At 68.8% G+C, this 26,390-nt stretch carries 26 protein-coding genes and 1 tRNA gene; 16 read left to right on the top strand and 11 right to left on the bottom strand.

The annotated features are described in order from the left end of the window. Position 1 precedes the first annotated feature (1 nt). On the top strand, positions 2-169 hold the full coding sequence (locus WYO_RS31505) for a hypothetical protein (protein ID WP_163006204.1): 168 nt from the start codon (positions 2-4) through the stop codon (positions 167-169). 300 nt (positions 170-469) lie between these two features. Here WYO_RS31505 and WYO_RS09495 read toward each other — a convergent pair whose 3' ends face one another. Next, positions 470-1,684: an NADP-dependent isocitrate dehydrogenase gene (locus WYO_RS09495; RefSeq protein WP_007561658.1), complete on the bottom strand. Its 1,215-nt coding sequence runs from the start codon at positions 1,682-1,684 to the stop codon at positions 470-472. Positions 1,685-1,881: 197 nt separating this feature from the next. Between WYO_RS09495 and WYO_RS09500 the strand changes: the two genes are divergently transcribed. Then, on the top strand, positions 1,882-2,655 hold the full coding sequence (locus WYO_RS09500; protein WP_007561666.1) for an RNA methyltransferase: 774 nt from the start codon (positions 1,882-1,884) through the stop codon (positions 2,653-2,655). Here WYO_RS09500 and WYO_RS09505 read toward each other — a convergent pair whose 3' ends face one another. Next, on the bottom strand, positions 2,656-2,838 hold the full coding sequence (locus WYO_RS09505) for a hypothetical protein (protein WP_007561667.1): 183 nt from the start codon (positions 2,836-2,838) through the stop codon (positions 2,656-2,658). A 108-nt stretch (positions 2,839-2,946) separates the two neighbouring features. Here WYO_RS09505 and ccmA point away from each other — a divergent pair, with 108 nt between their 5' ends. Beyond that, a complete protein-coding gene (gene ccmA / locus WYO_RS09510) occupies positions 2,947-3,582 on the top strand; it encodes a heme ABC exporter ATP-binding protein CcmA (protein WP_039902564.1) in 636 nt (211 codons plus the stop codon). Continuing rightward, on the top strand, positions 3,579-4,247 hold the full coding sequence (gene ccmB / locus WYO_RS09515) for a heme exporter protein CcmB (RefSeq protein ID WP_007561671.1): 669 nt from the start codon (positions 3,579-3,581) through the stop codon (positions 4,245-4,247). The genes ccmA and ccmB overlap by 4 nt, the downstream gene beginning before the upstream one ends. A gap of 53 nt (positions 4,248-4,300) precedes the next feature. Here ccmB and WYO_RS09520 read toward each other — a convergent pair whose 3' ends face one another. Both WYO_RS09520 and WYO_RS30825 read right to left on the bottom strand, forming a co-directional pair. Further along, a complete protein-coding gene (locus WYO_RS09520; RefSeq protein WP_007561673.1) occupies positions 4,301-5,005 on the bottom strand; it encodes a hypothetical protein in 705 nt (234 codons plus the stop codon). Positions 5,006-5,229: 224 nt separating this feature from the next. Continuing rightward, positions 5,230-6,372: a hypothetical protein gene (locus WYO_RS30825; RefSeq protein WP_128754971.1), complete on the bottom strand. Its 1,143-nt coding sequence runs from the start codon at positions 6,370-6,372 to the stop codon at positions 5,230-5,232. Here WYO_RS30825 and rpsT point away from each other — a divergent pair. From rpsT to WYO_RS09550, 5 genes are all read left to right on the top strand, one after another. Then, the gene (gene rpsT, locus WYO_RS09525; RefSeq protein ID WP_007561677.1) at positions 6,371-6,637 is read left to right on the top strand and encodes a 30S ribosomal protein S20; all 267 of its coding nucleotides are present in this window, start codon (positions 6,371-6,373) and stop codon (positions 6,635-6,637) included. The genes WYO_RS30825 and rpsT overlap by 2 nt on opposite strands. A gap of 487 nt (positions 6,638-7,124) precedes the next feature. Further along, a complete protein-coding gene (gene dnaA, locus WYO_RS09530) occupies positions 7,125-8,618 on the top strand; it encodes a chromosomal replication initiator protein DnaA (protein ID WP_007561679.1) in 1,494 nt (497 codons plus the stop codon). A gap of 53 nt (positions 8,619-8,671) precedes the next feature. Next, a protein-coding gene (locus WYO_RS29830; protein WP_085985783.1) for an IS5 family transposase occupies positions 8,672-9,509 on the top strand; the annotation gives its coding sequence in 2 pieces (ribosomal slippage) (positions 8,672-9,028 and positions 9,030-9,509; 837 coding nt in all). Positions 9,510-9,745: 236 nt separating this feature from the next. After that, positions 9,746-10,954, top strand: coding sequence for an acetyl-CoA C-acetyltransferase (locus WYO_RS09545; RefSeq protein ID WP_007561696.1), 1,209 nt, complete (start codon positions 9,746-9,748; stop codon positions 10,952-10,954). A 121-nt stretch (positions 10,955-11,075) separates the two neighbouring features. Next, a complete protein-coding gene (locus tag WYO_RS09550) occupies positions 11,076-11,585 on the top strand; it encodes a hypothetical protein (RefSeq protein ID WP_007561698.1) in 510 nt (169 codons plus the stop codon). A 33-nt stretch (positions 11,586-11,618) separates the two neighbouring features. Here WYO_RS09550 and WYO_RS09555 read toward each other — a convergent pair whose 3' ends face one another. After that, a complete protein-coding gene (locus tag WYO_RS09555; RefSeq protein WP_007561700.1) occupies positions 11,619-12,398 on the bottom strand; it encodes an EAL domain-containing protein in 780 nt (259 codons plus the stop codon). Positions 12,399-12,511: 113 nt separating this feature from the next. Between WYO_RS09555 and WYO_RS09560 the strand changes: the two genes are divergently transcribed. Continuing rightward, positions 12,512-14,710, top strand: coding sequence for a 3-hydroxyacyl-CoA dehydrogenase NAD-binding domain-containing protein (locus WYO_RS09560; RefSeq protein WP_007561702.1), 2,199 nt, complete (start codon positions 12,512-12,514; stop codon positions 14,708-14,710). A 159-nt stretch (positions 14,711-14,869) separates the two neighbouring features. Here the strand turns inward: WYO_RS09560 and WYO_RS09565 are convergent, their stop codons facing one another. From WYO_RS09565 to WYO_RS09580, 4 genes are all read right to left on the bottom strand, one after another. After that, positions 14,870-15,565, bottom strand: coding sequence for an aspartate/glutamate racemase family protein (locus tag WYO_RS09565; protein ID WP_007561704.1), 696 nt, complete (start codon positions 15,563-15,565; stop codon positions 14,870-14,872). 90 nt (positions 15,566-15,655) lie between these two features. Beyond that, positions 15,656-16,516: a 3'-5' exonuclease gene (locus tag WYO_RS09570; RefSeq protein WP_007561705.1), complete on the bottom strand. Its 861-nt coding sequence runs from the start codon at positions 16,514-16,516 to the stop codon at positions 15,656-15,658. 70 nt (positions 16,517-16,586) lie between these two features. Continuing rightward, entirely contained in the window at positions 16,587-19,016 is a 2,430-nt protein-coding gene (gene ligA / locus WYO_RS09575) for an NAD-dependent DNA ligase LigA (protein ID WP_007561706.1), read from the bottom strand. 64 nt (positions 19,017-19,080) lie between these two features. Continuing rightward, the gene (locus WYO_RS09580; RefSeq protein ID WP_128754972.1) at positions 19,081-20,364 is read right to left on the bottom strand and encodes an MFS transporter; all 1,284 of its coding nucleotides are present in this window, start codon (positions 20,362-20,364) and stop codon (positions 19,081-19,083) included. A gap of 127 nt (positions 20,365-20,491) precedes the next feature. Between WYO_RS09580 and WYO_RS09585 the strand changes: the two genes are divergently transcribed. The 3 genes from WYO_RS09585 (at position 20,492) to WYO_RS09595 (ending at position 22,600) form a co-directional block, all read left to right on the top strand. Then, positions 20,492-21,184, top strand: a complete 693-nt coding sequence (locus WYO_RS09585) for a 4'-phosphopantetheinyl transferase superfamily protein (protein ID WP_007561710.1) — start codon at positions 20,492-20,494, stop codon at positions 21,182-21,184. 79 nt (positions 21,185-21,263) lie between these two features. Next, positions 21,264-21,340, top strand: a tRNA-Pro gene (locus WYO_RS09590). A gap of 204 nt (positions 21,341-21,544) precedes the next feature. Next, positions 21,545-22,600 (top strand): hypothetical protein, encoded by a 1,056-nt coding sequence (locus tag WYO_RS09595; RefSeq protein ID WP_007561712.1) that lies wholly within the window; start codon positions 21,545-21,547, stop codon positions 22,598-22,600. Positions 22,601-22,605: 5 nt separating this feature from the next. Here the strand turns inward: WYO_RS09595 and tgt are convergent, their stop codons facing one another. Both tgt and queA read right to left on the bottom strand, forming a co-directional pair. Beyond that, positions 22,606-23,745 carry a tRNA guanosine(34) transglycosylase Tgt gene (gene tgt, locus WYO_RS09600; RefSeq protein WP_007561714.1) on the bottom strand — a complete coding sequence of 380 codons (1,140 nt, stop codon included), beginning with the start codon at positions 23,743-23,745 and terminating at the stop codon, positions 22,606-22,608. After that, the gene (gene queA, locus WYO_RS09605; protein ID WP_007561715.1) at positions 23,742-24,806 is read right to left on the bottom strand and encodes a tRNA preQ1(34) S-adenosylmethionine ribosyltransferase-isomerase QueA; all 1,065 of its coding nucleotides are present in this window, start codon (positions 24,804-24,806) and stop codon (positions 23,742-23,744) included. The genes tgt and queA overlap by 4 nt, the downstream gene beginning before the upstream one ends. Positions 24,807-24,904: 98 nt before the next feature. On the opposite strand from queA, the gene WYO_RS09610 reads away from it, so the two are divergent. The 3 genes from WYO_RS09610 to WYO_RS09620 all read left to right on the top strand — a co-directional run bounded on the left by WYO_RS09610 (position 24,905) and on the right by WYO_RS09620 (position 26,365). Then, the gene (locus WYO_RS09610; protein ID WP_007561717.1) at positions 24,905-25,153 is read left to right on the top strand and encodes a hypothetical protein; all 249 of its coding nucleotides are present in this window, start codon (positions 24,905-24,907) and stop codon (positions 25,151-25,153) included. A gap of 5 nt (positions 25,154-25,158) precedes the next feature. Then, positions 25,159-25,380: a hypothetical protein gene (locus WYO_RS09615; RefSeq protein WP_007561719.1), complete on the top strand. Its 222-nt coding sequence runs from the start codon at positions 25,159-25,161 to the stop codon at positions 25,378-25,380. Between the two features lie 97 nt (positions 25,381-25,477). Then, positions 25,478-26,365: a cation diffusion facilitator family transporter gene (locus WYO_RS09620; RefSeq protein WP_007561721.1), complete on the top strand. Its 888-nt coding sequence runs from the start codon at positions 25,478-25,480 to the stop codon at positions 26,363-26,365. Positions 26,366-26,390 lie beyond the last annotated feature (25 nt).

The following is a 26,390-nucleotide window of genomic DNA, read 5'->3' on the forward strand; positions in this document are numbered from 1 at the left end:
CATGAACGATGCCCCGCTGGACGCCCTTGCGGCGCAGTGCCTCTCGGTGCGCGACCTCATCGATTCGGTCGGCGATCCGCTGATGCGGGCGGCGATCGACCTGCTGCTGATCGAGGTCGGCAAGGCGCTTGCCGAGAATTGCGCGCCGGATCACCGCGCCGAAGCCTGATCGTGCGCCGCAATCATCGCGGCCCCGGTCGGCGGGGCCGCGATGAACAATTTTCATCCGATGCCGATCGCCCTGATCGGCGTCGGAGCCGCCAGCAGACATGTGCCGCTCACGCCGCTCCGGGGCGCCGTTATCGCCGTCTGGCTCGCTAACCTGGGGCGCGGTCCCGGCTGGCCTCATGGCCTTCAGTCAGGTCATCGCCGTCCTCGTAGGCCGCAGCGCCGCCGAGGAATGAATCGACATGAAAACGGCGGGCGCCCCGAGGCGCCCGCCGCACAAACACGACCGGGGTAGGGACGTTCAGACGCCCATCGCGGTCTTCAGGTTCTGATCGACCTTGTCGAGGAAGCCCGTGGTCGAGAGCCACTTCTGATCCGGACCGACCAGGAGCGCGAGGTCCTTGGTCATGTGCCCGGCCTCGACGGTGTCGACGCAGACCTTCTCGAGCGTCGCCGAGAACTTCGCCAGTTCCTCGTTGTTGTCGAGCTTGGCCCGGTGCGACAGGCCACGGGTCCAAGCGAAGATCGAGGCGATCGAGTTGGTCGAGGTCTCGCGGCCCTTCTGGTGCTCGCGGTAATGGCGCGTGACGGTGCCGTGGGCGGCCTCGGCCTCGACGGTCTGGCCGTCCGGGGTCATCAGCACCGAGGTCATCAGGCCGAGCGAGCCGAAGCCCTGCGCGGCGGTGTCCGACTGCACGTCGCCGTCGTAGTTCTTGCAGGCCCAGACGTAGCCGCCCGACCATTTCAGGCAGGAGGCGACCATGTCGTCGATCAGGCGGTGCTCGTAGGTGATCCCGAGCGGCTTGAACTTGGCCTCGAACTCCTCCTCGTAGACCTTCTGGAACAGGTCCTTGAACCGGCCGTCATAGGCCTTGAGGATGGTGTTCTTGGTCGACAGGTAGACCGGGTATTTGCGGGCCAGGCCGTAGTTCAGCGAGGCCCGGGCGAAATCGATGATCGACTGGTCGAGGTTGTACATCGACATCGCGACGCCGGCGTCCGGGAACTTGAACACCTCCTTCTCGATGACGGTGCCGTCGTCGCCCTCGAACTTGATGGTCAGGCGCCCCTTGCCGGGCACCTTGAAGTCGGTGGCGCGGTACTGATCGCCGTAGGCGTGGCGGCCGATCACGAATGGCTGGGTCCAGCCGGGCACGAGCCGCGGCACGTTCTTGCAGATGATCGGCTCGCGGAAGATCACGCCGCCCAGGATGTTGCGGATCGTGCCGTTCGGCGAGCGCCACATCTCCTTGAGGTTGAACTCCTTCACCCGCTGCTCATCGGGCGTGATGGTCGCGCACTTCACCCCGACGCCGTGGCGCTTGATCGCCTCGGCGGCATCGACCGTCACCTTGTCGTTGGTGGCGTCGCGGTGCTCCACGCCGAGGTCGTAATATTCGAGGTCGACGTCGAGATAGGGGTGGATGAGCTTGTTCTTGATCTCGGCCCAGATGATCCGGGTCATCTCGTCGCCGTCGAGTTCAACGACGGGGTTCGCTACCTTGATCTTCGCCATGGACCGATGCCTTCTCGCGTTGTCCCCGCGCACGGTTTGCAAGTGCCGTGCGGCCGCCTGCCCGAATATCCATCGGGTACGTATCGCTCGGGCGACATAGCGCGGCCCTTTCGGCAGCGGAAGCCGCGGGCTGTCATCCGGGCGGCTTCGTCACCCGACCCTCGACGGGCGGTCGCCCCCTGTGCCAGAGGGCCGGCATGACGACCCCAGACGCATCCGGCGAGACGCCGGCAAAGATCACCGAACTGCCGCCCGGACTCGCCCCGGTGGTGATCCTGGTCGAGCCGCAACTGGCCGAGAATATCGGCATGACCGCCCGGGCCATGGCGAATTTCGGTCTCTCGGAGCTGCGTCTCGTCAATCCCAAGAACGGCTGGCCCAAGAAGGGGGTGCGCGAGGCGGCCTCGGGCGCCACCCATGTGCTCGATCGGGCGACGATCCATGGCAGCGTCGCCGAGGCGATCGGCGACCTCCAATACGTTCTGGCGACCACGGCGCGCGAGCGCGGTCAGATGAAGCGGGTCTTCGCCCCCGAGGCCGCCATGGGCGAGCTGGTCGCCCGGGAGGGGCAGCGCACCGCGGTGATGTTCGGCCGCGAGCGGGTCGGGCTGACCAACGACGAAGTCTCGCTCGCCGACGCGATCATCACCTTCCCGGTCTCGCCGGATTTCCCGTCGTTGAACCTGGCGCAGGCCGTGTTGCTGGTGGGCTATGCGTGGCGCCAGGCCAGCGGGCGGGCGGTGCTGCCGTTCTCGGGGGAGCTGCTGTCGCCGCCGGCCACGCGCGAGGCTCTGGTGGCCCTGTTCGGCAGCCTGGAGACGGCCCTCGACGAGGCCCGGTTCTACCCGCCGGAGAAGCGCGACATCATCGCCCGCAACATGCGCGACATGCTCCACCGCATGAGCCTGACTGAGCAGGATGTCCGCACCTTCCGCGGCGCGCTGCGGGCCCTGACGCGGAAGGGGTCCTGATCAGTCGGCGGCCTGCATGTCGGGCGGAGCGCCGCCGCCGAAGCAGCGCCCAACCGCCTCCCAGAAGGCCGCCTGCTCCTCGGGCGTGCATTGCGCCACCCGTGCCTCGACCAGGGCCCTTCCCGCGACCGCATCCGCCGTCGCGGCGATGTCGGCCTCGCTCGGGTGTCTCGCCTCGTTCATCGGAGCCTCCGTATCGGGAGGAAAGATGGAGCGTGACGGCACGGTTCCGTTGCGCGTGGCAATCAGGCATGGAGGCGCCAAGCGTTGGCGAAAGGGCGGGGTATCGGGTTGCGGCTCAGCGTGGACAATCTCGCCTGCCGCCGCTCCGGGCGCCGCATCTTCTCCGGCTTGACCTTCGCCCTCGGGCCGGGGGATGCCCTGGCGGTGACCGGGCGGAACGGCGCCGGGAAATCGAGCCTGCTCGCGATCCTGTCGGGCCGGCTGCGGCCCGATGCCGGACGTATCGACCTGGCCGAGGTCGGTGAGGCGAGCTTGCCGGAATGCCTCCACGTCGTCGGCCATCGCGACGGGCTCAAAAGCGCGCTCACCGCCGGCGAGAACCTGCTGTTCGCGCAGAAGCTCCTCGGCGCGGCGCGCCTGCCGCCCCGGGGCGCGCTGGAGCGGCTCGGCCTCGGACACGCCCACGACCTCCCGGTCGGCTATCTGTCGGCCGGCCAGAGGCGGCGGGTGGCTCTGGCGCGGCTGCTGGTCTGCGAGCGACCGCTCTGGCTCCTCGACGAGCCGACCGCCGCCCTCGACACCGCCTCGCAGGCCCTGCTGGCCGACCTGATGGCCGCGCATCGGGCCGATGGTGGCCTCGTGATCGCCGCCACCCATCAGGCGCTCGGCCTCGACGGCGCGGCGGAGCTGCGCATCGAGGCCTCCGTCGCCCCGGAGCCCGAGCCCATGGAGGATTGGGCGTGACCCGTGCGATCTTCGCCCTCATCGCCCGCGACCTGCGCCTGGCCGGACGGGTCGGCGGCTCCGGCGCCCTGTCGCTGGTGTTCTTCCTGATGATCGTCGCCCTGGTGCCGTTCGCGCTGGGGCCCGACCTCAACCTGCTGTCGCGGATCGGCCCGGCGATCCTCTGGCTCGCCGCGGTGCTCTCGACCCTGATCGGCCTCGACCGCCTGTTCCAGGCCGACGAGGAGGACGGCTCCCTCGACCTGATGAGTGCCGCCCCGGTGCCGCTCGAGGGCGTCGTGCTGGCCAAGGTCACGGCGCATTGGCTGACCACCGGGTTGCCCCTGGCGCTCGCCTCACCGCTGTTCGGCCTGCTCGTCGCCCTCGACGGCACCGCCATGGGCGCCACGGCGCTGACCCTGCTCGCCGGAACCCCGGCGCTCAGCTTCATCGGCGCGGTCGGGGCGGCGCTGACCGCTTCGATTCGCCGGGGCGGGCTGATTCTCGCCGTCCTGGTCCTGCCGCTGATGATTCCGAGCCTGATCTTCGGCGTCTCGGCCGCCCAGGCGGCGACGGGCGGAACGGTGCCGTTCCTGGTGCCGCTGGCGGTGTTAGCGGCGCTGACCCTGATCGCCGCCGTGGTCGGCACGCTGGCGGCGGCGGCGGCTTTGCGCTGGCCGGAGTGATCGTTTGCTGTCGTGCACTGTATGCTGCGATCTTCAACCCGTCAGACGATACCTCACGCGCCGAGTTCAAGTGGGAATGGTGTCGAAAGCCAATAAGACTCAAGCTTCGTGCCGATGACGTTGGAAGCCTCCCAGCCGTGCAGCAACCGCGCCAATGCCGCACGATCGTCAGCCATTAGCGGTTCGGTTAATAAGCACCACTGATCGTACTGGCGTTGGCTCCGAGCGTCCTGGAGGACCGTCCCGGTCACGTATTGATGCATCACGGGCCGCCACGTCACCTGTGCGGCCGAAATCTCGCCGAGGGCGACATGCATGAGCGTCTTCCAGGGTGGATAATCTGCGAAGGGGTTCTGCGGGTGTGGTCGCAGGAACGCGATCGTCTTCTCCAAAGTGTCGAGGCTATCGAACAGAGGTATGATCTCGGCCTCAACCTGATCGACGAAATCGCCAGGCATGGTCGGGTCATCCCACTCGAAGAGACCGGTCTGCCCCTTGGGCCGGTAGCGCAGCGACCGGCCAAGCAGTCCGAACGTTCTGCCCAAGGCGATGTAGGCAGAGTCCGAAGGCTCGAACAGGGTGTCGACATGCCATTCGACGGTGAAGTAACCTCGCTTTGGTCGATTATTGATGTAAATATACCGAGTGCAGTGTGTAACTGGGCAGAAACATACGATGTTTCCGGCGACCATCACCAGATTGTTATGCCGGGCGAACAAAGGGCCGGCTAATCTTTTGATCTGCGGAGCCGAGCTCATAATTCCGGTCTCACTTGAATCATGATGATTCGTCGAAGGCCAGGATATGATTTTGCCGCGGCTGCAACGAGCTGCGCAGCGCGGGCCATCGAAATCTCCCCGTTGCCGGTTTTGTAGTCGTAGATGCACACGGTCTGCGAGGCTCTGACATTTTCCAGCAGGTCGAGCCTGACGTTTCCAGGGCGTCGTGCATTCGGCTTATGTCCAGAAGGGTCAAGTAGGAGTTAGGCTTTGAAATCCTGATCCGCTTGTAAATTCATCCGTCTCGCGATTTCGATATGGACTTTGTTGCCGAAATCCGTCGCGTTCCGATAGTTTCCCGACGCCCTGACCGTTTTCGCGACTTCATTGGTCATGGCTCGAACTTCGCCGTTGCGTGGGCAAGCACCGTCGAGAGCTTGCTGACCGATTGGTCCGACCCAGATCGCCATGTTCGCCTGAGAACTCGCGTCGAGCGCATATTCGTGCGCAGTTAGCCCCAGCACTGCTCCGAAGCCGTTCTTGCGCGCTGACAGAACCGTCAGCAGCGATAGGGCGAGTTCGAGCGTTCGCGCTGACTGAATCGCCGCAAGAGCGCCTTCGATCGCCAACGGCACAGCTGGCAGGAAAGCCGGCTGCACGAGGGGTTCCGAGACGAAGTCCGTCGCCGTGAAGGTACTCCGCGACAGCCCATCGCCGGTTTGACCGTCTAGGATTGTTTGCGTAGCGCCGGATGTCTCGAAGATCCGGCTCTCGCCGTCCGGCGCTGTAACGGTGTGTTGTTCATCGAAGGATTTTCGCCCAGCATGCACTCGGATCGAGAGGACGCGCGTCCCATCCTCGAGCGTCGTGCTGTCCGTAAGTGCGGGCGGATCCTGTGGGGACGGTCCGCCGGGTCTATCCTCGTGGAGCGAGGCCCACTGGCCACCGCCGGGACCCTGCACCCACTCGCCGCCGTTTGGCTGTCCTGCTGGGGCGCGTGGCTGCGTCTCCCAACCTTTGGCTTGGAACTGCCGCTGCAGGCGGATCAGCTTGGTCTCCAGTACGAGACCGGCGAGAACGTTGCGCAGGACGATAGACTCGCTGTGCGCTTGAGACTTTTCACGCATCGTGGCCAAGCCCTGCCAGACCGCCCATTCCGTGGCCGCCTGAACAAAACAAGAACGTAGGAAAAATGTCAAGATCGAAGAATTTGGGCTCGCGCCGACAGCTGCGGGCTGTTCCGCGTTGACGCGCCGCATCGCGCTAACTATAGAGGCCGCTTCGCCGAGGGGCCGCGCTTTCGCGCGCGCTGCGTCTCGGCCATCGCCTGACAACCTGATGCGACGACCGATTTCCGGCTGAGCCGGCCCGTCGGCATCGCCCGACGAAGAGAACGAGGACTCCATGGCCAACACCGCTTCGGCCAAGAAAATGACCCGCAAGATCGCCAAGCGTACGGCGATCAACCGCTCGCGCCGCTCGCGCATGCGCACCTTCGTCCGCAAGGTCGAGGAGGCGATCGCCACCGGCAACCAGCAGGACGCGCTGGCCGCCCTGCGCGCCGCCGAGCCCGAGATGATGCGCGCTGCCCAGCACGGCATCGTCCATAAGAACAACGCCTCGCGGAAGGTCTCGCGCCTGGCCGCCCGGGTGAAGGCGCTGGCCGCCTAAGCCGCTACCGCATCACTGGACGACATTAAGCCCGGCCTTCGCGCCGGGCTTTTTCGTGCGCGCTTTCCAGACGCCCGTTTCCGATCCGCACGCGCCGGCCTCGCGAAGCGTTAACCCTAGACCAGAATTTCGCGCGTTGCAGAGTCTAGGGGCGGCGTGTAGCTTAACAGAAACTAACTGGGTTCAAGCAAAAACTGCCGATATCGGGACGAGAGCGAATCAATCCGATTCGCCAAGACTCTAGCAAGCGGCTTGGTTGGGTCAGGAAACACTTGCGGTTGGGAATCTGGGCCGTCCCCACAAGTCCCACTGTTAAAGGAACTGTAGGTAATTGTTGATAGGCTCTTCCAATCGGCAAAAGTTCCTTGGTGGGGAGTTGACTCCGCCAACGGAGTCTGTCCCGCCCGGTCATGCGGGACGCTGAGGGCGTAAATCGTGCGTACGCGCTGCCTGCGGGTTTCCGCCGGCGGCGTCGGGAGAGCCAGTGATGCGTGTCGACGGAACGGTGGCGAGCGACGACGAGGGCGGCCGCGGCGGCGGCAACACGGATTTCGGATCCGCCTGGGCGCGGGTGAAGCGGCGGCTGCGCGCCGAGCTCGGTGAGGACGTGTTCGCCAGCTGGTTCGCCCGTCTGGAACTCGAGGGCGTGGCGGGCGGCACGGCACGGCTGACCGTGCCGACGCGCTTCCTCAAGAGCTGGATCGAATCCCACTACCTCGACCGGGTTCTGGGTACCTTCAAGGCCGAGGCGGAGGAGATCGCCCGGATCGAGGTCGGGGTGCGCGGCACGGCCGCCCCGGCTCGTCCGGCGGCGATCGGTGCCCCGAAGGCCGGCCCGGCCAGCGGTCCGCTCGCCCGGCTCCACGCGACCGGGACGCCGGCCCCCGTGGCGGCGGTCGCGACGCCGTCGGAACATCGCTCCGCCGATGCCGGGGGTGACCTCAGCGGCACGCCGCTCGATGCGCGTCTGACCTTCGCGAGCTTCGTCATCGGCCGCTCGAACGCGCTGGCCCACGCCGCCGCCGAGCGGGTCGCCCGGCACCAGGGCGAGGGCGCCCTCTACAACCCGCTTTATCTCCATGCCGGCGTCGGCCTGGGCAAGACCCACCTGCTGCACGGGATCGGCCACGCCGCCCGCGAGGCCGGCCGCCGGGTGATCTATCTGACCGCCGACCGGTTCATGTACGGCTTCGTCAACGCCCTGAAGACCCAGTCGGCGCTCGCCTACAAGGAGCGGCTGCGCGGCATCGACCTGCTGATCCTGGACGATGTCCAGTTCATCCAGGGCAAGTCGATCCAGGCCGAGTTCGGCCACACCATCAACGCGCTGATCGATGCCGGCCGCCAGGTCGTCGTCGCCTCGGACCGGCCGCCGACCGAGCTGGAGGCGCTGGACGAGCGCGTCCGCTCGCGCCTGGGCGGCGGCCTCGTCGTCGAGATCACCGCCCTCGACGAAGCCCTGCGGGTCTCGATCCTGTCGGCCCGTCTCGCCGCGGTGCGGGCGGCCCATCCGGGCTTCGACGTGTCGCCGCAGGTCGCGACCTACGTGGCCCGGGCGATCACCGCCAATGGCCGCGACCTCGAAGGGGCGGTCAACCGCCTTCTGGCCCATGCCACGCTCACCGGCACGGCCGTCACCATGGAGACCGCCGAGAGCGCGATCCGTGACCTCGTGAAAAACCGCGAGCCGAAGCGCATCAAGATCGAGGACATCCAGAAGCTGGTCGCCTCGCGCTACAACGTCTCGCGCTCGGACATCCTGTCGGAGCGGCGCACCGCTGCGGTGGTCAAGCCGCGCCAGATCGCGATGTACCTGTCGAAGGTGCTGACCCTGCGCTCGCTGCCCGAGATCGGCCGCCGGTTCGGCGGGCGCGACCACACCACCGTGCTGCACGCGGTGCGCAAGATCGAGAAGCAGATCGGCGAGGACGCGGTTCTCGGCGACGAGGTCGAGCTCCTGAAGCGCATGCTGCAGGACTAGGGCGTCTCTGCAAAGGGGTTCACAGGCTGGGAGGTCAGGCCCATGTGGGCTTGATGCGACGCTTTGAACTGACTGACGCGCAGTGGGAGCAGATCGTCCCGTTGCTGCCTCCGCAGAAGCCGCGCACGGGCCGGCCTGCGGAGGATCACCGGCAAGTCCTCAACGGCATGCTCTGGATCCTGCGCACGGGCGCACCCTGGGAGGATCTACCGGCGCGCTACGGTGCTGTGGGAACGGTGTCGAGCCGGTTCTACCGGTGGCGCAAGGCCGGCGTGTTCGACCGGGTGCTGCGGCGGCTGCAGGCGCAGGCGGATGCGCGCGGCGACCTCGACTGGGACCTGCACTTCGTGGACGCCACGGTGGTGCGCGCCCACCAGCACGCCGCCGGGGCACGCCGGTCCGGCGCCATCGGGGGGTGAGGCGACCGTCGAGGGCGTGGGCGAAGCGCTCGGGCGCAGCCAGGGTGGCTTCTCGACCAAGCTGCATCTGCGTGCCGAGGGCGGGGGTAAGCCGATCACGGCGGTGCTGACGGCGGGCGAGCGCCACGAGCAGTTTGCGTTGGATGCTCTCATGGACAAGGGCGCGGTGCCACGTCCAGGGCGAGGCCGCCCGCGCCTACGTCCCCGCCGGACGGCAGGCGACCGGGGCTACTCCAGTCCGCCGGCCCGTCGTCGCCTCCGACAACGCCGGGTCGAGCCGGTGATCCCCACCCGCAAGGATCAGCCCCGCCAGCTCGATTTCGACAAAGCCGCCTATCGCCAGCGCAACAAGGTCGAGCGGTTGATCGGTCGGCTCAAGCAGTATCGCCGCATCGCCACCCGCTACGAGAAGCGAGCCGCAAACTACCTCGCTATGGTCACGCTCGGCATGACCATGCTCTGGCTCACATGAGTTTGCAGAGACGCCCTAGGATCCCGAACGGGCTCCAGGCCACCCGTCAACCGTTCTCCCGAGCGCGCCCGATCGAACCCCGATCGGGCGCGCTTCTGTTTCACCGGGCTGCAGGCTGACCGTTTCGCGACGGCCCGGGATGGTCGGAGGCACCCCCGCCGTGGCAGACTGGCGCTCAGCGAATCGACCCGTTAAGGCCGCGTCGCCAAGAGGCAAGAACACGCTGGGGAACGCCGATGCCCGAAGCCTTCATCTACGATCACGTCCGCACGCCGCGCGGCCGTGGAAAGGCGGACGGCGCGCTGCATGAGGTGACGGCTTTGCGCCTGGCCGAAACGGCCCTGCGGGCGCTGAAGGACCGCAACGGCCTCGATACGGCGCTGGTCGACGACGTGATCCTCGGCTGCGTCGACCCGGTGGGCGAGGCCGGTGGCGACATCGCCCGCGCCGCCGCCCTGGTCGCCGATTACGGCGACCATGTCCCGGGCGTCCAGATCAATCGCTTCTGCGCCTCGGGCCTCGACGCGGTGAACTTCGCCGCCGCGCAGGTGATGAGCGGCCAGCACGAGATGGCGGTGGGCGGCGGTGTCGAATCCATGAGCCGCATCGGCATCGGCGCCTCGGGCGGCGCCTGGCCGGTCGATCCGGCGATCGCCATCAAGTCGTATTTCATGCCGCAGGGCGTCTCGGCCGACCTGATCGCCACCAAGTACGGCTTCTCGCGGGACGATTGCGACGCCTACGCGGTCCGCTCGCAGGCGCGCTCGGCCAAGTCCTGGGCGGACGGGCTGTTCGGCGGCTCGGTGGTCCCGGTGCGCGACGTGAACGGCATCACGCTGCTCGACCGCGACGAGCATATGCGGCCGGGCACCGACATGCAGTCGCTCGCCGCGCTGAAGGCCTCCTTCGTCCAGATGGGGCAGATGGGCGGGTTCGATGCCGTGGCGACGGATGCGCACCCGGATGTCGAGACGGTCAACCACGTCCACCATGCCGGCAACTCGTCGGGCATCGTCGACGGCGCCGCCGCGGTGCTGGTCGGCTCGAAGGCCGCCGGCGATGCGGCAGGGCTGCGGCCGCGGGCGCGGATCCGGGCCTTTGCCAATATCGGCTCGGACCCCGCCCTGATGCTGACCGGCCCGGTGGACGTGACCCGCAAGGTCCTGGCCCGGTCCGGGCTGAGCCTGTCGGACATCGACCTGTTCGAGGTGAACGAGGCCTTCGCGGCGGTGGTCCTGCGCTTCTGCCAAGCCTTCGATCTCGATCCGGAGGTCGTCAACGTCACCGGCGGCGCGATTGCCCTCGGCCATCCCCTCGGCGCCACCGGCGCGATGATCCTCGGGACGGTGCTCGACGAGCTGGAGCGCACCGGCAAGGAGCGGGCGCTGGTCACGCTCTGCATCGGTGCCGGGATGGGCACCGCCACGATCATCGAGCGCGTCTGAGCGGGGGTGCGGCGCGGGGGCGGAACACGGCCGCTCCCCAAAGCCCGGGAACGCTGCTAGAGGCGCGGGCGACGGTCGGCCCAAATCGGGTCCGGACGATAAAACATTGGGAGTCGAGCCCTTGAACCGCCTGATCGCGACGCTCTGCCTGGGCGTCTCCCTGAGCCTGCCGCTCGCCGCACGTGCCGACGAGGCGTCCGACCGCGTCGCCGAGGCGACCTCGCTCGTGAACAAGACCCTGATCAAGAACCTGCAGACCGGCTTCAACGTCGCCCTGGAGAAGACCGTGGCGCCGATGCCGGAATCGCGCGCGGAGGCCGTCCGCAAGGAGCTCTCCGACGAGTTCGAGAAGCAGCGCGGCCTCATGATCGAAGGCCTGTCGAAGGAATACGCCCAGAAGTTCACGCTGGCCGAGCTGAAGCATCTCGACGAGATCTATTCCGATCCGACCTACCTCAAGTTCCAGACGATGAACGCCGATCCCAACTCGGCGGTGACCGCGATCTCGCAAAACTCGGTCACGAAGCTGCTCAACATGCTGGCGGTGGCCGCAGCCACCGACAACGCGCCCAAGACCGGTGCGCCGCCGGTCCCGCCGCCGGCGGCTCCGCCCGCTCCGGCGCCGAAGTAGCCGGTGCCGTCCCCCGCGCGCGATGGGCTGGCTTCAGGCCGCGCGCGCGGCCGCCCGGGGTGTGAACCCCTCCACCTCGGGCAGCGCCTCGAGCTGAGGCTTGGCGAAGTGATAGCCCTGCATCAGCGTGATCCCGAGGCCGCGCAGGGCATCGCGCTCCGACGCGGTCTCGATGCCCTCGGCCAGAACGGTGACCCCGAGGGCGCGGGCGATCGCGATGATGCCCGCGACGATCGCGTGCCGTCCCGAATCGGTATCGATGCCGCGTACGAGCTCCATGTCGATCTTGATGAGATCGGGCCGGAAATTCGCCAGCAGGTTGAGCCCGGCGAAGCCGGCGCCGAAATCGTCGAGGGCCGTCAGGAAGCCCTGCTGGCGATAGGCGGCCACGATCCGCTTCACATGCTCGATGTCTTGGAACCGCTCCTGTTCGGTGAACTCGAACATGATGCGGCGGTAAGAGAAGTCCACGCGCCGTGCGGCCTCCAGCGAGGCGCGGATGCAGGCATTCGGCTCGTAGACCGCGTTCGGCATGAAATTGATCGACAGGCGCGTATCGCTGTCGCGCGGCAGGAGGCGCCCGGCCAGCTCGATCGCCTTCACGCGCGCCGCCTGGTCGAACTGGTAGCGCGTCGCGTCTGTGACCCGGTCGAGGATCGTGCCGGCCGGCTCGCCGTTGGGCCCGCGCACCAGCGCCTCGTAGGCCCAGACATGTCCGGATCCGACATCGACGATCGGCTGGAACGCCATCGTGAAGTCGAAATCGAGGGCGGCACCGTCGCGACACGCGCGACAGCCTTTGTCCTTCGTCATGGAGCGATTCCGTCGGTTCCCCCCGACCAGCGGATCATGCGCCCCAGCACTCAATGCAACCTTAACGTAAAACCCTCGGCATTTAGACGGCGAGACTTTGGGAGGACGGCACCATGACGTTGACGGATTTCCGCTTCGAGACCGACGCCGACGGTATTGCGGTGGCGACCTGGGATATGCCCGGCCGGTCGATGAACGTGATCACCGAAGGGGTGATGGACCAGCTCGAGCAGATCATTGAGCAGGTCGCCTCGGACGCCGCGATCAAGGGCTGCGTCATCGCCACCGGGAAGGACAATTTCTCCGGCGGCGCCGACCTCACCATGCTGCAAGGGCTCGGCCGGGCCTATGAGCAGCTGAAGGCCGAGCAGGGCGAGGAGGTGGCCATGCGCCACTTCTTCGAGGCGTCGCGGCGTCTCTCGCTGCTGTTCCGTCGGCTCGAGACCTGCGGCAAGCCGTTCGCCGCGGCGATCCAGGGCCTGTGCCTGGGCGGCGCCTTCGAGCTGGCCCTGTCCTGCCACCACCGGGTGGCCTCCGATGATGCGAAGACGCGGGTCGGGCTGCCGGAGATCAAGGTCGGCCTGTTCCCGGGCGGCGGCGGCACCCAGCGGGTCGCCCGGCTGATGCAGACCGGCGACGCGCTCCAGATGCTGTTCAAGGGCGAGCAGATCCGCGCGCCGATGGCCAAGGGCATGGGCCTGATCCACGCGGTGGCGCCGCAGGCCGAGATCGTCGAGCGCGCCAAGGCCTGGATCCGCGAGGGCGGCTCCGCGGTCGCCCCCTGGGATGTGCCGAAGTTCAAGGCGCCCTCCGGCAAGGTCTATTCGCCGGCCGGGATGATGATCTGGCCGCCGGCCAACGCGATCTACCGCCGCGAGACCCACGACAATTACCCGGCCGCGAAGGCGATCCTGGCCTCGGTCTACGAGGGCCTGCAGCTGCCCATGGACCTCGCTCTGCGGGTCGAGAGCCGGTACTTCGCCCATATCCTGCGCTCGAAGGAGGCGGCGGCGATGATCCGCACGCTGTTCATCTCCATGGGCGAGCTGAACAAGGGTGCCCGCCGGCCGAAGGATGTGCCCGCCACCAACCTGAAGCGAGTCGGGGTGATCGGCGCCGGTTTCATGGGCGCCGGCGTCGCCTACGTCACCGCCCAGGCGGGGCTCGACGTCGTGCTGGTGGACCAGTCGCTGGAGGCCGCAGAGAAGGGCAAGGCCTACGCCCACACGCTGATCACCGGCCAGATCAACAAGGGGCGCGCCAAGACCGCCGATCGGGACGCGCTGCTGGGACGGATCACCCCCACGGCGGATTATGCCGCTTTGGCGGGCTGCGACCTCGTGATCGAGGCGGTCTTCGAGGACCCCACGGTCAAGGCCGAGGTGATCCAGAAGGTCGAGGCGGTGATCGGCCCCGACACGATCTTCGCCTCCAACACCTCGACGCTGCCGATCACGGGCCTGGCGAAGCACTCGCAGCGGCCGGATCGGTTCGTCGGCATCCACTTCTTCTCGCCCGTCGAGAAGATGATGCTGGTCGAGATCATCAAGGGCGAGGCCACCGGCGACGCCGCGCTCGCGACCGCCCTCGATTACGTGCGGCTGATCAAGAAGACCCCGATCGTCGTGAACGACGCCCGCGGCTTCTTCGCCAACCGCTGCGTCGGCGCCTACATCCTCGAAGGCCACAAGATGCTGGCCGAGGGCGTGCCGCCCGCCATGATCGAGAGCGCCGGGCGCCAGGCCGGCATGCCGGTGGGCCCGCTCTCGCTCAACGACGAGGTCGCCCTCGATCTCGTGCTCAAGATCGCCAAGGCCACCGAGGCGCAGGTCGGGGCGGGGGCGGTCGATCCGGCCCAGAAAACGATCCTCACCGCCATGGTCGAGGGCCAGGGCCGGCTCGGGCGCAAGAACCGGAAGGGGTTCTACGATTACCCGGAGGGCGCGCCCAAGCGCCTCTGGCCGGGCCTGGCGGAGCTGCAGCCCAACCGCCTCGACCCGGAGGCGGTGGACTTCGCCGAGCTGAAGCAGCGGCTGCTGGTGGTCCAGGCGCTCGAGGCTGCACGGACCGTCGGCGAGGGCGTTGTCACCGATCCCCGAGAGGCCGATGTCGGCTCGATTCTCGGCTTCGGCTTCGCCCCGTTCACGGGCGGCACCCTGTCCTACATCGACTTCATGGGCGCGGATGCCTTCGTGGCACTCGCCCGCGGTCTGGAGGCCAAGCACGGATCCCGATTCCGGGTGCCCGACAGCTTGGTCGCCATGGCCGAGCGGGGCGGGACGTTTTATGGGGAGCAGAAGCGCGCGGCCTGATTTTGGCGAAAGCCTGTCTGACTAGGGCCAGAGAGCCGTTCCCGATCGCCGCGGGAACGGCTCAGCTCGCGGCGTCTATGGCTGGTCTAGCACCAGCATAGTGATGCGAACGATGTCGCGCGCGGTTGCTGCGTTCCGGACCTAACTGGACGCTTCTGTTCAGCCGGCCAAGGCGATCTCGATCGCCGCCTCGGCGTGGAGCGCGGTCGTGTCGAACAGCGGGACCGGACTGCCCGTCGCCTGAACCAGAAGCATGATCTCTGTGCAGCCCAGGATGATGGCCTCGGCGCCATCCTCGACCAATCGGGCCATGATCGCGCGATAGGCCGCTCGCGACTCAGGGATCACTTTCCCGGTCACCAACTCCTTGTAGATGATCCGATGAACCGTCGCCCGGTCGTCTCGGCCCGGCACGATAACGTCCAAGCCGTACCGCTCGGCCAGCCGGCCCTTGTAGAAGGCGTGCTCCATCGTGAAGGCGGTGCCGAGCAGCCCGACTTTCCGGAAGCCGGCCGCCTTGATCCGCTCCGCCGTGGGATCGGCGATGTGGAGGAGGGGCACGCGCACCGCTGCCTCAACGGCCGGCGCCATCCGGTGCATCGTGTTGGTGCAGATCAGAAGCAAGTCGGCGCCGCAGGCTTCGAGGCGCTGGGCGGCATCGACCATGCGTGTCGTCAGCCCGTCCCAATCGCCCCGGTGCTGAAGATCCTCGATTTCGGCGAAGTTGAACGACCACAACACGCAGCGGGCCGAGGCCGTCGGGCCCAGCCGATCGCGAACACCCTGGTTCAGGATGCGGTAATACTCTGCCGAGCTTTCCCAGCTCATGCCGCCGAGCAGGCCGATCGTTCGCATGACATCTCCGCCGGCAAGATTCACCCGGCTGATCTATCGCAAAGCTTAATTGGCTGCGAAGAATAAAATACGGGCCGCGAACCGATCCGCTCAGGCGACGCGGACCTTCGCGCCGAGCATGCGGGCGAGCAGTTCGACATCGTTGGCGTTGTCGGAGAGGAGGTCGGTGATGTCTCCGACTTCCAGTGCCTTCACGTGGCGGCAGCGCATCCCGTAGCGGCTGGCCGTGCAGGTGCAGCGCAGCTGCGGGCCGCCGGCCCGCTCTTCCAGCACGACGCTGTATTGGTTGCCGGTGGAGCCCCGGATCGTGAAGCTGAGCGCCGAAGGCGCTGCCGGAAAGGCGGCCAGCGCCCGATTGCTGATCGCCCCCGGAGCCCGGCGGGGGAGCGGCGGACCGCTCGCCACACGGGTGACCGGCACGCCGATGGCCGTAGCGAGGCCGTGGACGTCCGGCGTCTCGGTCTGGCGCATGGCCGCCAGCGCGATCGCCGCGCAGGCATAGGCATCCTCGCCGGCATCGTGATGCTCGAACCGGATGCCGAGGCGCCGGGCGACCTTGCCGAGGCCGCACCCCTCCGGCGCCGGAAACACCCGGCGGGCGATCTGGACGGTGCAGAGATAGGACAGGGCCGGCACCGGCAGCCCGGCGCGGGCGAGGCCGGCGCGCAGCACGCCGATGTCGAAGCTGGCATTGTGGGCGAGGATCAGCCCGCGCGTCAGGTCGCCAAGATAGGGCGCCATCACGCCGGCGAAATCCGGCTGGTCGGCAACATCGGCCGGCAGGATACCGTGGACCCGGATGTTGCCCGGCGAGAACCGCATCTCCGGCGGGCGGATCAGGTGACTTTCGCGGCGGACGATGCGCCCGTCCGCGATCCAGGCGAGACCCACCGCGCAGGCGCTGTCGCGCCGTTCGTTGGCCGTCTCGAAGTCGAGGGCCAGGACCGTCATCGCGGGTGGACCATGCCGGGGAACGTTCTCGGGGTGTTCCCGACCGGTCTAAGCCCGCGCGACTCGCGCATCAACCCTCGGCCACCATCCCCAACCAATCGTCTTCCGACACGACCCGGACGCCGTGCTTCTCCGCGTCCTTGAGCTTCGAGCCGGCCCCGGGGCCCGCCACCACGAGGTCGGTCTTGGCCGAGACCGAACCCGAAACCTTCGCGCCGAGCCGCTCGGCCACCGCCTTGGCCTCGTTGCGGGTCATCTTCTCCAGGGTGCCGGTAAAGACCACGGTCTTGCCGGCAAAGGCCGAAGCGGCGGCCGGCCGTTCCATGGGCTCGACCGTCACCTCCTCCAGCAGGGCCGCGACGGCGTCGGAATTGTGCGGCTCGGAGAAGAACAGGATCAGCGCATCGGTCGCGACCGGCCCGATCTCGCCGTCGTCGGCGAACAGCCGATAGGCATCGCCGGGCTTCTGCTCGGCGGCGCGGGCCAGCGCGGCCCGAACGGCGTCGGCGTCGCCGTAATGTTTCAGAAGATTCTCGCGCTGGGGCGCGCTGAGGCGCGCGCGCGGCCCGTCGGAGGGGGCGTCGTCGGGGAAGCCGAGATCGAGCAACCGGTCCCGGGTCGTGCCGCCGACCCGCGGCACGGCAGTCAGCTCGACCCAGTCCGGCCCCGGCTGGACGGCCGCCGCTTCCTTGATGGCGGCGATCAGCGTCGGCATGTCGGGGAAGCGCTTGGCCAGCGCCTTCGCGGTGGCCTCGCCGATCTGCGGGATGCCGAGCGCGAAGAGCAGGCGGTTCATGGGAACCCGGCGGCGGGCCTCGACCCCGGCCAGCAGGTTCTTGATCGCCTTGTCCTCCTCCTCGCCCTTCTTCTTGGCGGCCTTCTTCGGCGGCTCGGTGGCCCCGGACTCGGCGCGCCGCTCGGCCGAGAGCGCCTCGCGCCGCGCCACGACCGCCGCTTTCAGCGTCTCGAAATCCAGCCGGAACAGGTCGGCGGGCTGGCGCACCAGCCCGGCCTCGAACAGGACCTCGATATAGGTCTCGCCGAAACCCTCGATGTCGAAGCCGTTGCGCGACACGAAGTGCTTGAGCCGCTCGACACCCTGCGCCGGGCAGATCAGGCCGCCGGTGCAGCGCCGGATCGCGTCGGGGCGGCCGGTGCGCGGGTTGACCGCGCGCACGGCGCGGCTGCCGCAGGCCGGGCAGGTCTCGGGAAAGGCGTAGGGCTTCGAATCCGGCGGGCGCTTGGTGAGGTCGACATCCATCACCTTCGGGATCACGTCGCCGGCGCGGACCACCGTGACCGTATCGCCGACGCGGATATCGCGGCCGTCGCGGATCGGCTCGCCGTCGGCGCCCACACCCTTCACGTAGCCTTCGTTGTGCAGGGTCGCGTTGGACACGACGACGCCGCCCACCGTCACGGGCCGCAGCTTCGCCAGGGGATTGAGCGAGCCGGTGCGGCCGACATTGATGACGATGTCCTCCACGATCGTCGTGGCTTCCTGGGCGGCGAATTTGTGGGCCAGCGCCCAGCGGGGCGAGCGCGAGACGAAGCCGAGCCGCTTCTGCAGCGCGAGGTCGTCGACCTTGTAGACGACGCCGTCGATGTCGTAGCCGAGCCCGGCGCGGTCCGCCTCGATCTGCCGGTAATGGCCGAGCATCGCCTCGATATCGGTGAAGGTCCGGGTGAGGGGATTCACCGGCAGGCCCCAGGTGGCGAAGCGCTGGAGGACGCCGAATTGCGTGTCGGCGATCGGTTCCGACAGCTCGCCCCAGGCATAGGCGAAGAATTTCAGCGGGCGGGAGGCGGTGATGCTCGGATCGAGCTGGCGCAGGCTCCCGGCGGCGGCGTTGCGCGGATTGGCGAAGAGCGGTTTGCCGGCGGCTTCCTGGCGGGTGTTGATCGCGGCGAAATCCGCATGCGACAGGTAGACCTCGCCGCGCACCTCGCAGATCTCCGGCCAGCCGGAGCCTCTGAGAACCGCCGGGATGTCCTGAACCGTGCGGGCATTGGCCGTGACGTTCTCGCCGACCTCGCCGTCCCCGCGGGTTGCCGCGGTCTCCAGCTTGCCGTTCACGTAGCGCAGCGACAGCGACAGGCCGTCGATCTTCGGCTCGGCCGTGAAGGCGAGGGGCGTCTCGTCGGGCCAGCCCAGGAAGCGCCGGACGCGGGCCACGAACTCGGCGACTTCCTCCGCGTCGAAGGCGTTGCCCAGCGACAGCATCGGCACGGCATGCCGAACCTTGGCGAACTTTTCCGAGGGCTTGGCGCCCACCGACGTGCTCGCGGCACCGGTCCCGGCGAGATCGGGGAAACGGGTCTCGATCTCCTCCAGGCGGCGGCGCAGGCGGTCGTATTCCGCATCCGAGATCTCGGGCGCGTCTTCCTGGTAGTAGAGGCGGTCGGCCTCGAGGATCGCGTCCGAGATCCGCGTGTGCTCGCTCCGCGCCTCCTCGGCGGTGAGATCGAGCTCGGGCGTATCGGGCTTTGCGGTAGGCATAAGGGCGTTCTAGCGCATCGCGGGCCCTACGGGAGCCTGCGGCGGGACGGCATCCCCGCTTCTCTCAACCGCGCGGGGCGAGCAGATCGCCGCGCCCGACCAGCAGGAAGGCGCCGAGGAACATCGCGGCGACCACGCCGCTCAGGGTTGCCAGCGGCAGCACCGGGACGAGCCAGCCCGACAGCGCCGTGCCGGCGACCGAGCCGAGGTTCATCGCGGCCATGTAGACCTCGAACTGCGTCGCGGCGCCGGCCCTGCCGCGGCTAGCCTGGAGCAGGGCCGGCATCAGCGCGACGATCAGCAATCCCGGCAGCGCATGGGGGAGCGCCAGGATCAGGGGGGCGGCCGACCCCAGCAGGCCGGTCGCGATCAGGATGCCGGCCAGCACGAAGGTCACGACGCTCGCGAGCAGCAGGGCCCGCAGGGGCCGCACCGGCCCGGCACGATCCGACCACAGGCCGATCGCGAAGGCGCCCGCGGTGCCGCTCACCAGTGCCAGACCCGCCTGGAGGCGGGACAGGGTCGCCGGGTCCCAGCCCCGGCCCTGGAGCAGGTCGATCGAGAAGGGCAGCTCGAACAGCCCGAGGGCGGCGTCTAGGCCGAAGCAGAGGGCGAGCAGCTGCAGGGCCCGCTTCCGCCGCAGGGCGAGGCCGAGACGGCGCAGGAAACGCGAGAACGGCACGCGCCGCGGCGGCGGCCCGCGCCTGGCGACATGCAGCAGCGCATCGCCGGGTGCTTCGCGCACGAGAAGCATCGGCAGGCTCGCCAGGATGCCGGCGGCAAGCAGCGCGGACAGGCTCACGCTCAGCCCGTAGCCCGCCAGCATCCATCCGAGACCGGCGGCGCTGAGGCTGGTCCCGGCGACGAACCCGGCCCGCGTGCAGGCGCTGACCCGGCCGAGCTCGGCCGCGGGGACGTGGTCCATGATCAGCCGGTCGCAGGCGGTGTCGAGCAGGGACGCGAACAGGCTATGGACCAGGAAGGCGAGACCGAGCAGGCCGACCTGATCGACCCCGAGCAGCAGCATCAGGGCGATCGTCGCGTGACACCCGAGGATTGCCGCCACCGCAAAGGGCCGGCGCCGGCCCATGCGCCGATCCCCGGAGCGATCGACCAGCGGACCCCACAGGATCGGCTGCAGCGTCCAGGGCAGGCCGGCCAGGGCGAAGTGAAACCCGACTTCCGTGGCGGCGACGCCGTGCGCGGCCAAGTGATTGGCCAGAGCGGTCAGCGAGAATCCAGCGATCAGCCCCTGGTAGAGATAGGTCGCGAAGAACACACCGTAGCGGATGCGCCGCCCGGCCAGATTCGGAGCCTGCAGCCATCCCCGACCGGACCGGCTGCTCAAATCGTGATGCACTTGCCGGCCCGCTGCCGCACGACGATGCTCCTTCCCCCGCCGTCACCGGACCCGAACCCGTGCCGCTCCGTCACACGCACCTTACGGCCTGCAAAGCCCTGCCGGGACGCGTCGCGTGAGCGCGGCCGAAGTCTGGATCGTCGATCTCGCGCTCTCGGCCGCGCAGCTCGAACGCTGCGGCACCGTTCTCGACGCGAAGGAGCGCGACCGTGCCGGCCGATTCCTCCGTGCGGCCGACCGTGCCCGCTACCAGGCGAGCCATGCAGCGCTTCGGCTGATCCTGGGCGACGCGCTCGGCCTCCCGCCGGGCGACATCCGCCTGAAAACCGGCGCTGCCGGCAAGCCCGAGCTCGTCGACGGCTCCGTGAGCTTCAACCTGTCGCATTCCGGGGGACGCGCCCTCGTCGGACTGGCGCAGACTGTAGCCATCGGTGTCGATGTCGAGGAGATCAGGCCCATCCCGGACGTCCTGCGCATCGCACGCGGGCAGTTCGCGTCCGAAGAGGCCGCAGCCCTGGCGGCACAGCCCTCGCAGGCGATCAACGCGGCCTTCTTCGGCCTATGGACCCGAAAGGAGGCGGTGGTGAAAGCCTTGGGCACCGGCCTGTCACTGCCCCTCGACCGCTTCAGCGTCAGCGTGCCGCCCGCGCCCGCGCGCCTTCTTCGTATGACCAACGGCGGCGCAATGACCCTTGCCGACATCGATGCCGGACCGGATTACGCAGCCACGGCGGCGGTGCAATCCGGCGCGGCTACCGTCGCGGTCCGGCATCTGGCCCAGGACTGGCCGAGCCGTCTGCGCAGATAGCCCAACACCGGCCTTGCGGTCCGGGAAAGGCGCGGCTATAAGCCCGCTGCCGGCAGTTGCGGACACGCAATTCGGCCTTCGGAGTGTAGCGCAGTCTGGTAGCGCACCACGTTCGGGACGTGGGGGTCGCAGGTTCAAATCCTGCCACTCCGACCAAGCTCCTTCAGGGAGCGGAGGTCTTCCCGCCTTATCGCATTGTTGGTTCGATCGCGTTCCCTGGAACGTGCTCGCCGGCGCTTGGCGATCCTTTCGGACAAATCTGTCGACCTCACGGTCTTGAGCGGATCGGTGCACCCTGCTCGGCGGGAGCGGTTCGACCGAGGGCGACGGCCTCCGTCGAACCTTGTATGCGGCCTGTCTATGGCCTCTGAAGCACAAGCCGGTCTCCGCCACGTCGAGACGTCGCCTGCCGTCTGGGCCTTCTTTGCACGGCTGTTTCTGATCGCCGCGGCTGTCGTAGGGTTCGCCGCATTGCTCGGCATCGCGATCCTCGACCCCTATGGTCTGCGTGCGGTCCCCGGGCATCCGCCGGGCCCAATCATGGACACGAACCAGCGGCTCTCCTACCCGCAGATCGCCCGGGGCGGTACGTTCGACGCCGTCGTGTTCGGGACCTCGACGGCGCGTCTGCTCGATCCGGCAGCCCTCGATGCCGCCTTCGACGCGCGCTTCGCCAATCTAGCCATGAATGCCGCGACCCCGGACGAGCAGATCCGCCTGGCTGAACTCTTCCTCGCGCACCAGCCGGTGAAGGCGGTCCTGTTCGGCCTCGACACGACCTGGTGCGCCGCCGATCCGCCGGCCCGCACTGCCAACGCCTTTCCGGACTGGCTCTACGAGACCGGCACACCCTGGGGCGTCCTGCACCAGTTCAGCCTGCGCGCGCTCACGACCGCGACGCAGGCGGGGCTCACGCGCCTCGGCCTGACCCGCGCGCGAATCCGCCCCGACGGCTACGCCGTCTTCACGCCGCCCGAGGCTTTGTACGATGCCGCGCGTGCCCGCGCGCATATCCGGGCCGGCGCCCTCGATTCGGCGGCATCATCCGACCGGCCGGATGCCCCGATGCCGGCGCTCGCGCGGCTCGATGCGCTCCTCGGACGCGTCCCGCCGAACGCCATGAAGCTCATCGCCTTCATGCCGGTCCACGTGGCCGCGCAGGGCGCGCCCGGCACCCCGGCGGGCCGGCGGGAGCAGGCCTGCAAGGCCCGTGTCGCGGCAATCGGTGCCGGACACGGGGCCGTCGTGGTCGATTTCCGCTTCGCCTCGCCCGTGACCACGCAGGACGCGAATTACTGGGACGCGTTGCATTACCGCCTGCCGGTGGCGGCGCGGATCGTGGCGGGCCTGAAAGAGGCCGTCAGCGCAGGCGCCGGCGACCCGGCTGGGTTCTACCGGGTCCTGGCCCACCCGTAACGCGCCTATCCGGTGGCGGCGCGCTCGGCCCGCGCCCAGCCCGCCCGGGTGCTGGCGCAGTAATCTGCGAAACGCCCCTCGCGGATCGCCGCCCGGGCGCCCGCCATCAGGTCCTGGTAGTAGGCGAGGTTGTTCCAGGTCAGCAGCATCATGCCCAGGATCTCGTTCGACCGGACGAGATGGTGCAGATAGGCCCGGGAATAGTCCCGCGCGGCCGGGCAGGACGAGGTCTCGTCCAGCGGCGCCGTGTCTTCGGCATGGCGGGCATTGCGCAGGTTGACCCGGCCGTTCCGGGTATAGGCGAGGCCGTGGCGGCCGGCCCGGGTCGGCATCACGCAGTCGAACATGTCGATGCCGCGGGCGACCGCCCCCAGGATGTCGTCGGGCGTGCCCACGCCCATCAGGTAACGCGGCTTGGCCTGCGGCAGGTGCGGCTCCACGGTCTCGATCATGGCGAACATCACCGCCTGCGGCTCCCCGACCGCGAGGCCGCCCACCGCGTAGCCCTTCAGGTCGAGGTCGGTCAGGGCGCGGGCGCTCTCGATGCGAAGCGCCGGGACGTCGCCGCCCTGGACGATGCCGAATAGCGCCTTGCCCGACTGCTCGCCGAACGCCACCCGGCAGCGCTCCGCCCAGCGCAGGGACAGGTGCATGGCCTTCTCGATCGCCTTGTGCTCGGCCGGCAGGCGCACGCACTCGTCGAGCTGCATCTGGATGTCGGAGCCGAGCAGGCCCTGGATCTCGATGGAGCGCTCCGGGCTCATGTGATGGGCCGTGCCGTCGATATGCGAGCGGAAGGTCACCCCCTGCTCGTCGATCTTCCGCAGGGCCGAGAGCGACATCACCTGGAAGCCGCCGGAATCGGTCAGGATCGGCCGCTCCCAGTTCATGAAGGTGTGCAGGCCGCCGAGCCGCGCCATCCGCTCGGGGCCGGGGCGCAGCATCAGGTGGTAGGTGTTGCCCAGCACGACGTCGGCGCCGAGCTCCCGGACCTGACCGGGATACATCGCCTTGACGGTCGCGGCGGTGCCCACGGGCATGAAGGCCGGCGTGCGGATGTTCCCGCGCGGCGTCGCGATCTCGCCGGTCCGGGCGGTGCCGTCCTGACCGTGCAGGGTGAAGCCGAAGGGCACGGTCTCGGTCATGGCATGTCCGCGCGCGGGCCCGGAAACAGCAGGCTGGCGTCGCCGTAGGAGTAGAAGCGGTAGCCGCTCCGGATCGCGTGCGCGTAGGCCGCCCGCATCGTGTCGAGGCCCGAGAAGGCCGAGACCAGCATGAACAGCGTCGAGCGCGGCAGGTGGAAATTGGTCACGAGCGCATCGACCGCGCGGAACCGGTAGCCGGGCGTGATGAAGATGTCGGTCGGCCCCGAGAACGCCGAGAGCGTGCCCTCCGGGCTCGCGGCGCTCTCCAGCAGGCGCAGGGCCGTCGTGCCCACCGCGACGATCCGGCCGCCGGCGGCTCGGACCGCGTTGAGGGCGGCGGCAGTCTCGGCATCGAGGATGCCGATCTCCGCATGCATCCGGTGGCCCTCGGTATCGTCCGCCTTGACCGGCAGGAACGTCCCGGCGCCGACATGCAGGGTGACGTGGTGGCGCTGCAGGCCGGCTGCGTCGATCGCCGCCAGCAGGTCATCGGAGAAGTGCAGCCCCGCGGTCGGCGCGGCGACGGCACCGGGATGGCGGGCATAGACGGTCTGATAGTCGGTCGTGTCGCGGGCGTCGGTGGGGCGCTTGCCGGCGATGTAGGGTGGCAGGGGCAGGGCGCCTTCCAGCGCGATCTGGGCGTCGAGCTCTGCGCCGGCGCGGTCGAAATCGAGGACGATCTCGCCGGCCTCGCCCTTCTCGAAGACGGTGGCGCGGAGGTCCCCGAACTGAAGCGCGTCGCCGACCGTCAGGCGCTTGGCCGGCCGGGCGAAGGCGCGCCAGCGCGCCGGCGCTTCGCGCAGGTGCAGCATCACCTCGGTGCGCTGCCCCGGAGCGCCCGGGCGGGTGCGCACGCCGATGAGGCGCGCCGGGATCACCCGCGTATCGTTGAAGACCAAGGCGTCGCCGGCCCGGAGCGCACCGGGCAGGTCACGCACGCTGCAATCCGCCAGCGCTTCGCCCGGACGCACCACGAGGAGCCGCCCGGCATCCCGCGGCTCAGCCGGGCGCAAGGCGATGCAGCTCTCCGGCAGATCGAAATCGAACAGGTCCACGCGCATCGCCGGGTGCCTGCACCGAACCGGACGCGGTTTCAACCTCGGAACCGGTTCGCACCCCTGCCGGTTCTCGCCTCACCGAAGCGGGAGAGGCCCGACATATGCCCTGGTACGCCGTGCGACCCCGCGATGCCGCCGATCCCCGCTGGCCGCTGCCCGGCACCGAGCAGATCGTCCTCAAAGCCGAGGATCCGGACAACGCCCGTGCCAAGTTCGAGGAAGCCTATCCGAGTGAGCCCTTCGGCAGCCCCGCCGTGCCGGTGCCGAATACCGGGGCGGGAAGCTTCCGGGGCGACGCGGAAGCGCTGATCGTCTCGGAGACCGCCGAGCCGGCTTCACCGCGGGACTGAGCACGATGCTGAAGACGAGCCGAATCGGTCGCGTGACTCTGGATGGCCAGCTCGTCAGCTATTGGGACCGCGAAGCGGCGCGCCTGGAGGCGATCGCGGCGTCGGCGCGCTTCGGCTGGCAGCGGCGCCGGATTCTGCGGAAGGCGGCGGATGCGCGGGCCAAGGCCGAACGCAGCCGCCAGCGCGAAGCCGCCCGGAGCCCGGCCGCACAACCCACCGAGGCATAGCCGAAGCTAAGACTCTTTCGCCAGCGTCGAAGCTTTGCCGTGGCCTGAGGCAAGCTGCATCCCGTATGGGCACGTCGACCCGTGATCGGCGCATCCCATGGACCGGACCCAGAAAGCAGCCCTCCTCAGCGCCGGTATCGGCCTCGTCGTGACCGTGCTGAAGTTCTACGCGGCCTGGCTCACCAGCAGCCTGGCGCTCTACTCGGACGCGCTCGAGAGCATCATCAACGTGGTCGCGGCGGTCGGCGCCTTCGTGGCCCTGCGGGTGGCCGCGCGCCCGGCCGACGCCGAACATCCCTACGGGCACCACAAGGCGGAATTCTTCTCCGCGGTGATCGAAGGCGCGCTCATCATCGTGGCCGCGATCCTGATCCTGCGGGAGGCCTATTTCGGCCTGCTGGCGCCGAAGCCCCTCGACGCGCCGGCCCTGGGCCTCGCCATCAATCTCGGGGCCGGCGGGATCAACGCCGCCTGGGCCTGGGCGCTGATGCGCTGGGGCCGGGCCTGGCGCTCACCGGCGTTGATCGCGGATGCGCGCCACATCGTGGCCGACGTCGTGACCTCGTGCGGCGTCCTCGTCGGCGTCGCCGCGGTGTGGCTGACCGGCTATCCGATCCTCGACCCGGCGGTGGCCGGCCTGGTGGCGCTCAACATCCTCTGGTCCGGCTTCCGCATGGTCCGCGAATCGGTCGACGGGCTGATGGATCGGGCGGCGCCGGCCGACATGGTCTGCGAGATCCGCTCGCTGATCTCCCGCCACGGGGAGGGTGCCCTGGAAGCCCACGACGTCCGGACACGCTCCGCCGGACAGGCGACCTTCATCGATTTCCATCTCGTGGTCCCCGGGACCATGACCGTCGAGGCCTCGCACGCCATCTGCGACCGGCTCGAGAATGCCCTGGAAACCACGATTCCCGGGGCGGTCGTCACTATCCATGTCGAGCCCGGCGAGGAGGCCAAGGCCCGGGGCCTGCCGGTCCTCTGACTCGGACGGGTTCCGCATCCCAGTG

It is taken from the genome of Methylobacterium sp. GXF4 (assembly GCF_000272495.1).
GTDB classification, from domain to species: domain Bacteria; phylum Pseudomonadota; class Alphaproteobacteria; order Rhizobiales; family Beijerinckiaceae; genus Methylobacterium; species Methylobacterium brachiatum.

Excerpts from the sequence above, each read along its gene's own strand:
- WYO_RS31505 (WP_163006204.1), top strand. The coding sequence starts at position 2 with ATGAACGATGCCCCGCTGGACGCCCTTGCGGCGCAGTGCCTCTCGGTG.
- WYO_RS09495 (WP_007561658.1), bottom strand. The coding sequence starts at position 1,684 with ATGGCGAAGATCAAGGTAGCGAACCCCGTCGTTGAACTCGACGGCGAC.
- WYO_RS09500 (WP_007561666.1), top strand. The coding sequence starts at position 1,882 with ATGACGACCCCAGACGCATCCGGCGAGACGCCGGCAAAGATCACCGAA.
- WYO_RS09505 (WP_007561667.1), bottom strand. The coding sequence starts at position 2,838 with ATGAACGAGGCGAGACACCCGAGCGAGGCCGACATCGCCGCGACGGCG.
- WYO_RS09520 (WP_007561673.1), bottom strand. The coding sequence starts at position 5,005 with ATGAGCTCGGCTCCGCAGATCAAAAGATTAGCCGGCCCTTTGTTCGCC.
- rpsT (WP_007561677.1), top strand. The coding sequence starts at position 6,371 with ATGGCCAACACCGCTTCGGCCAAGAAAATGACCCGCAAGATCGCCAAG.
- WYO_RS30825 (WP_128754971.1), bottom strand. The coding sequence starts at position 6,372 with ATGGAGTCCTCGTTCTCTTCGTCGGGCGATGCCGACGGGCCGGCTCAG.
- dnaA (WP_007561679.1), top strand. The coding sequence starts at position 7,125 with ATGCGTGTCGACGGAACGGTGGCGAGCGACGACGAGGGCGGCCGCGGC.
- WYO_RS09545 (WP_007561696.1), top strand. The coding sequence starts at position 9,746 with ATGCCCGAAGCCTTCATCTACGATCACGTCCGCACGCCGCGCGGCCGT.
- WYO_RS09555 (WP_007561700.1), bottom strand. The coding sequence starts at position 12,398 with ATGACGAAGGACAAAGGCTGTCGCGCGTGTCGCGACGGTGCCGCCCTC.
- WYO_RS09560 (WP_007561702.1), top strand. The coding sequence starts at position 12,512 with ATGACGTTGACGGATTTCCGCTTCGAGACCGACGCCGACGGTATTGCG.
- WYO_RS09565 (WP_007561704.1), bottom strand. The coding sequence starts at position 15,565 with ATGCGAACGATCGGCCTGCTCGGCGGCATGAGCTGGGAAAGCTCGGCA.
- WYO_RS09570 (WP_007561705.1), bottom strand. The coding sequence starts at position 16,516 with ATGACGGTCCTGGCCCTCGACTTCGAGACGGCCAACGAACGGCGCGAC.
- ligA (WP_007561706.1), bottom strand. The coding sequence starts at position 19,016 with ATGCCTACCGCAAAGCCCGATACGCCCGAGCTCGATCTCACCGCCGAG.
- WYO_RS09595 (WP_007561712.1), top strand. The coding sequence starts at position 21,545 with ATGGCCTCTGAAGCACAAGCCGGTCTCCGCCACGTCGAGACGTCGCCT.
- tgt (WP_007561714.1), bottom strand. The coding sequence starts at position 23,745 with ATGACCGAGACCGTGCCCTTCGGCTTCACCCTGCACGGTCAGGACGGC.
- queA (WP_007561715.1), bottom strand. The coding sequence starts at position 24,806 with ATGCGCGTGGACCTGTTCGATTTCGATCTGCCGGAGAGCTGCATCGCC.
- WYO_RS09610 (WP_007561717.1), top strand. The coding sequence starts at position 24,905 with ATGCCCTGGTACGCCGTGCGACCCCGCGATGCCGCCGATCCCCGCTGG.
- WYO_RS09615 (WP_007561719.1), top strand. The coding sequence starts at position 25,159 with ATGCTGAAGACGAGCCGAATCGGTCGCGTGACTCTGGATGGCCAGCTC.
- WYO_RS09620 (WP_007561721.1), top strand. The coding sequence starts at position 25,478 with ATGGACCGGACCCAGAAAGCAGCCCTCCTCAGCGCCGGTATCGGCCTC.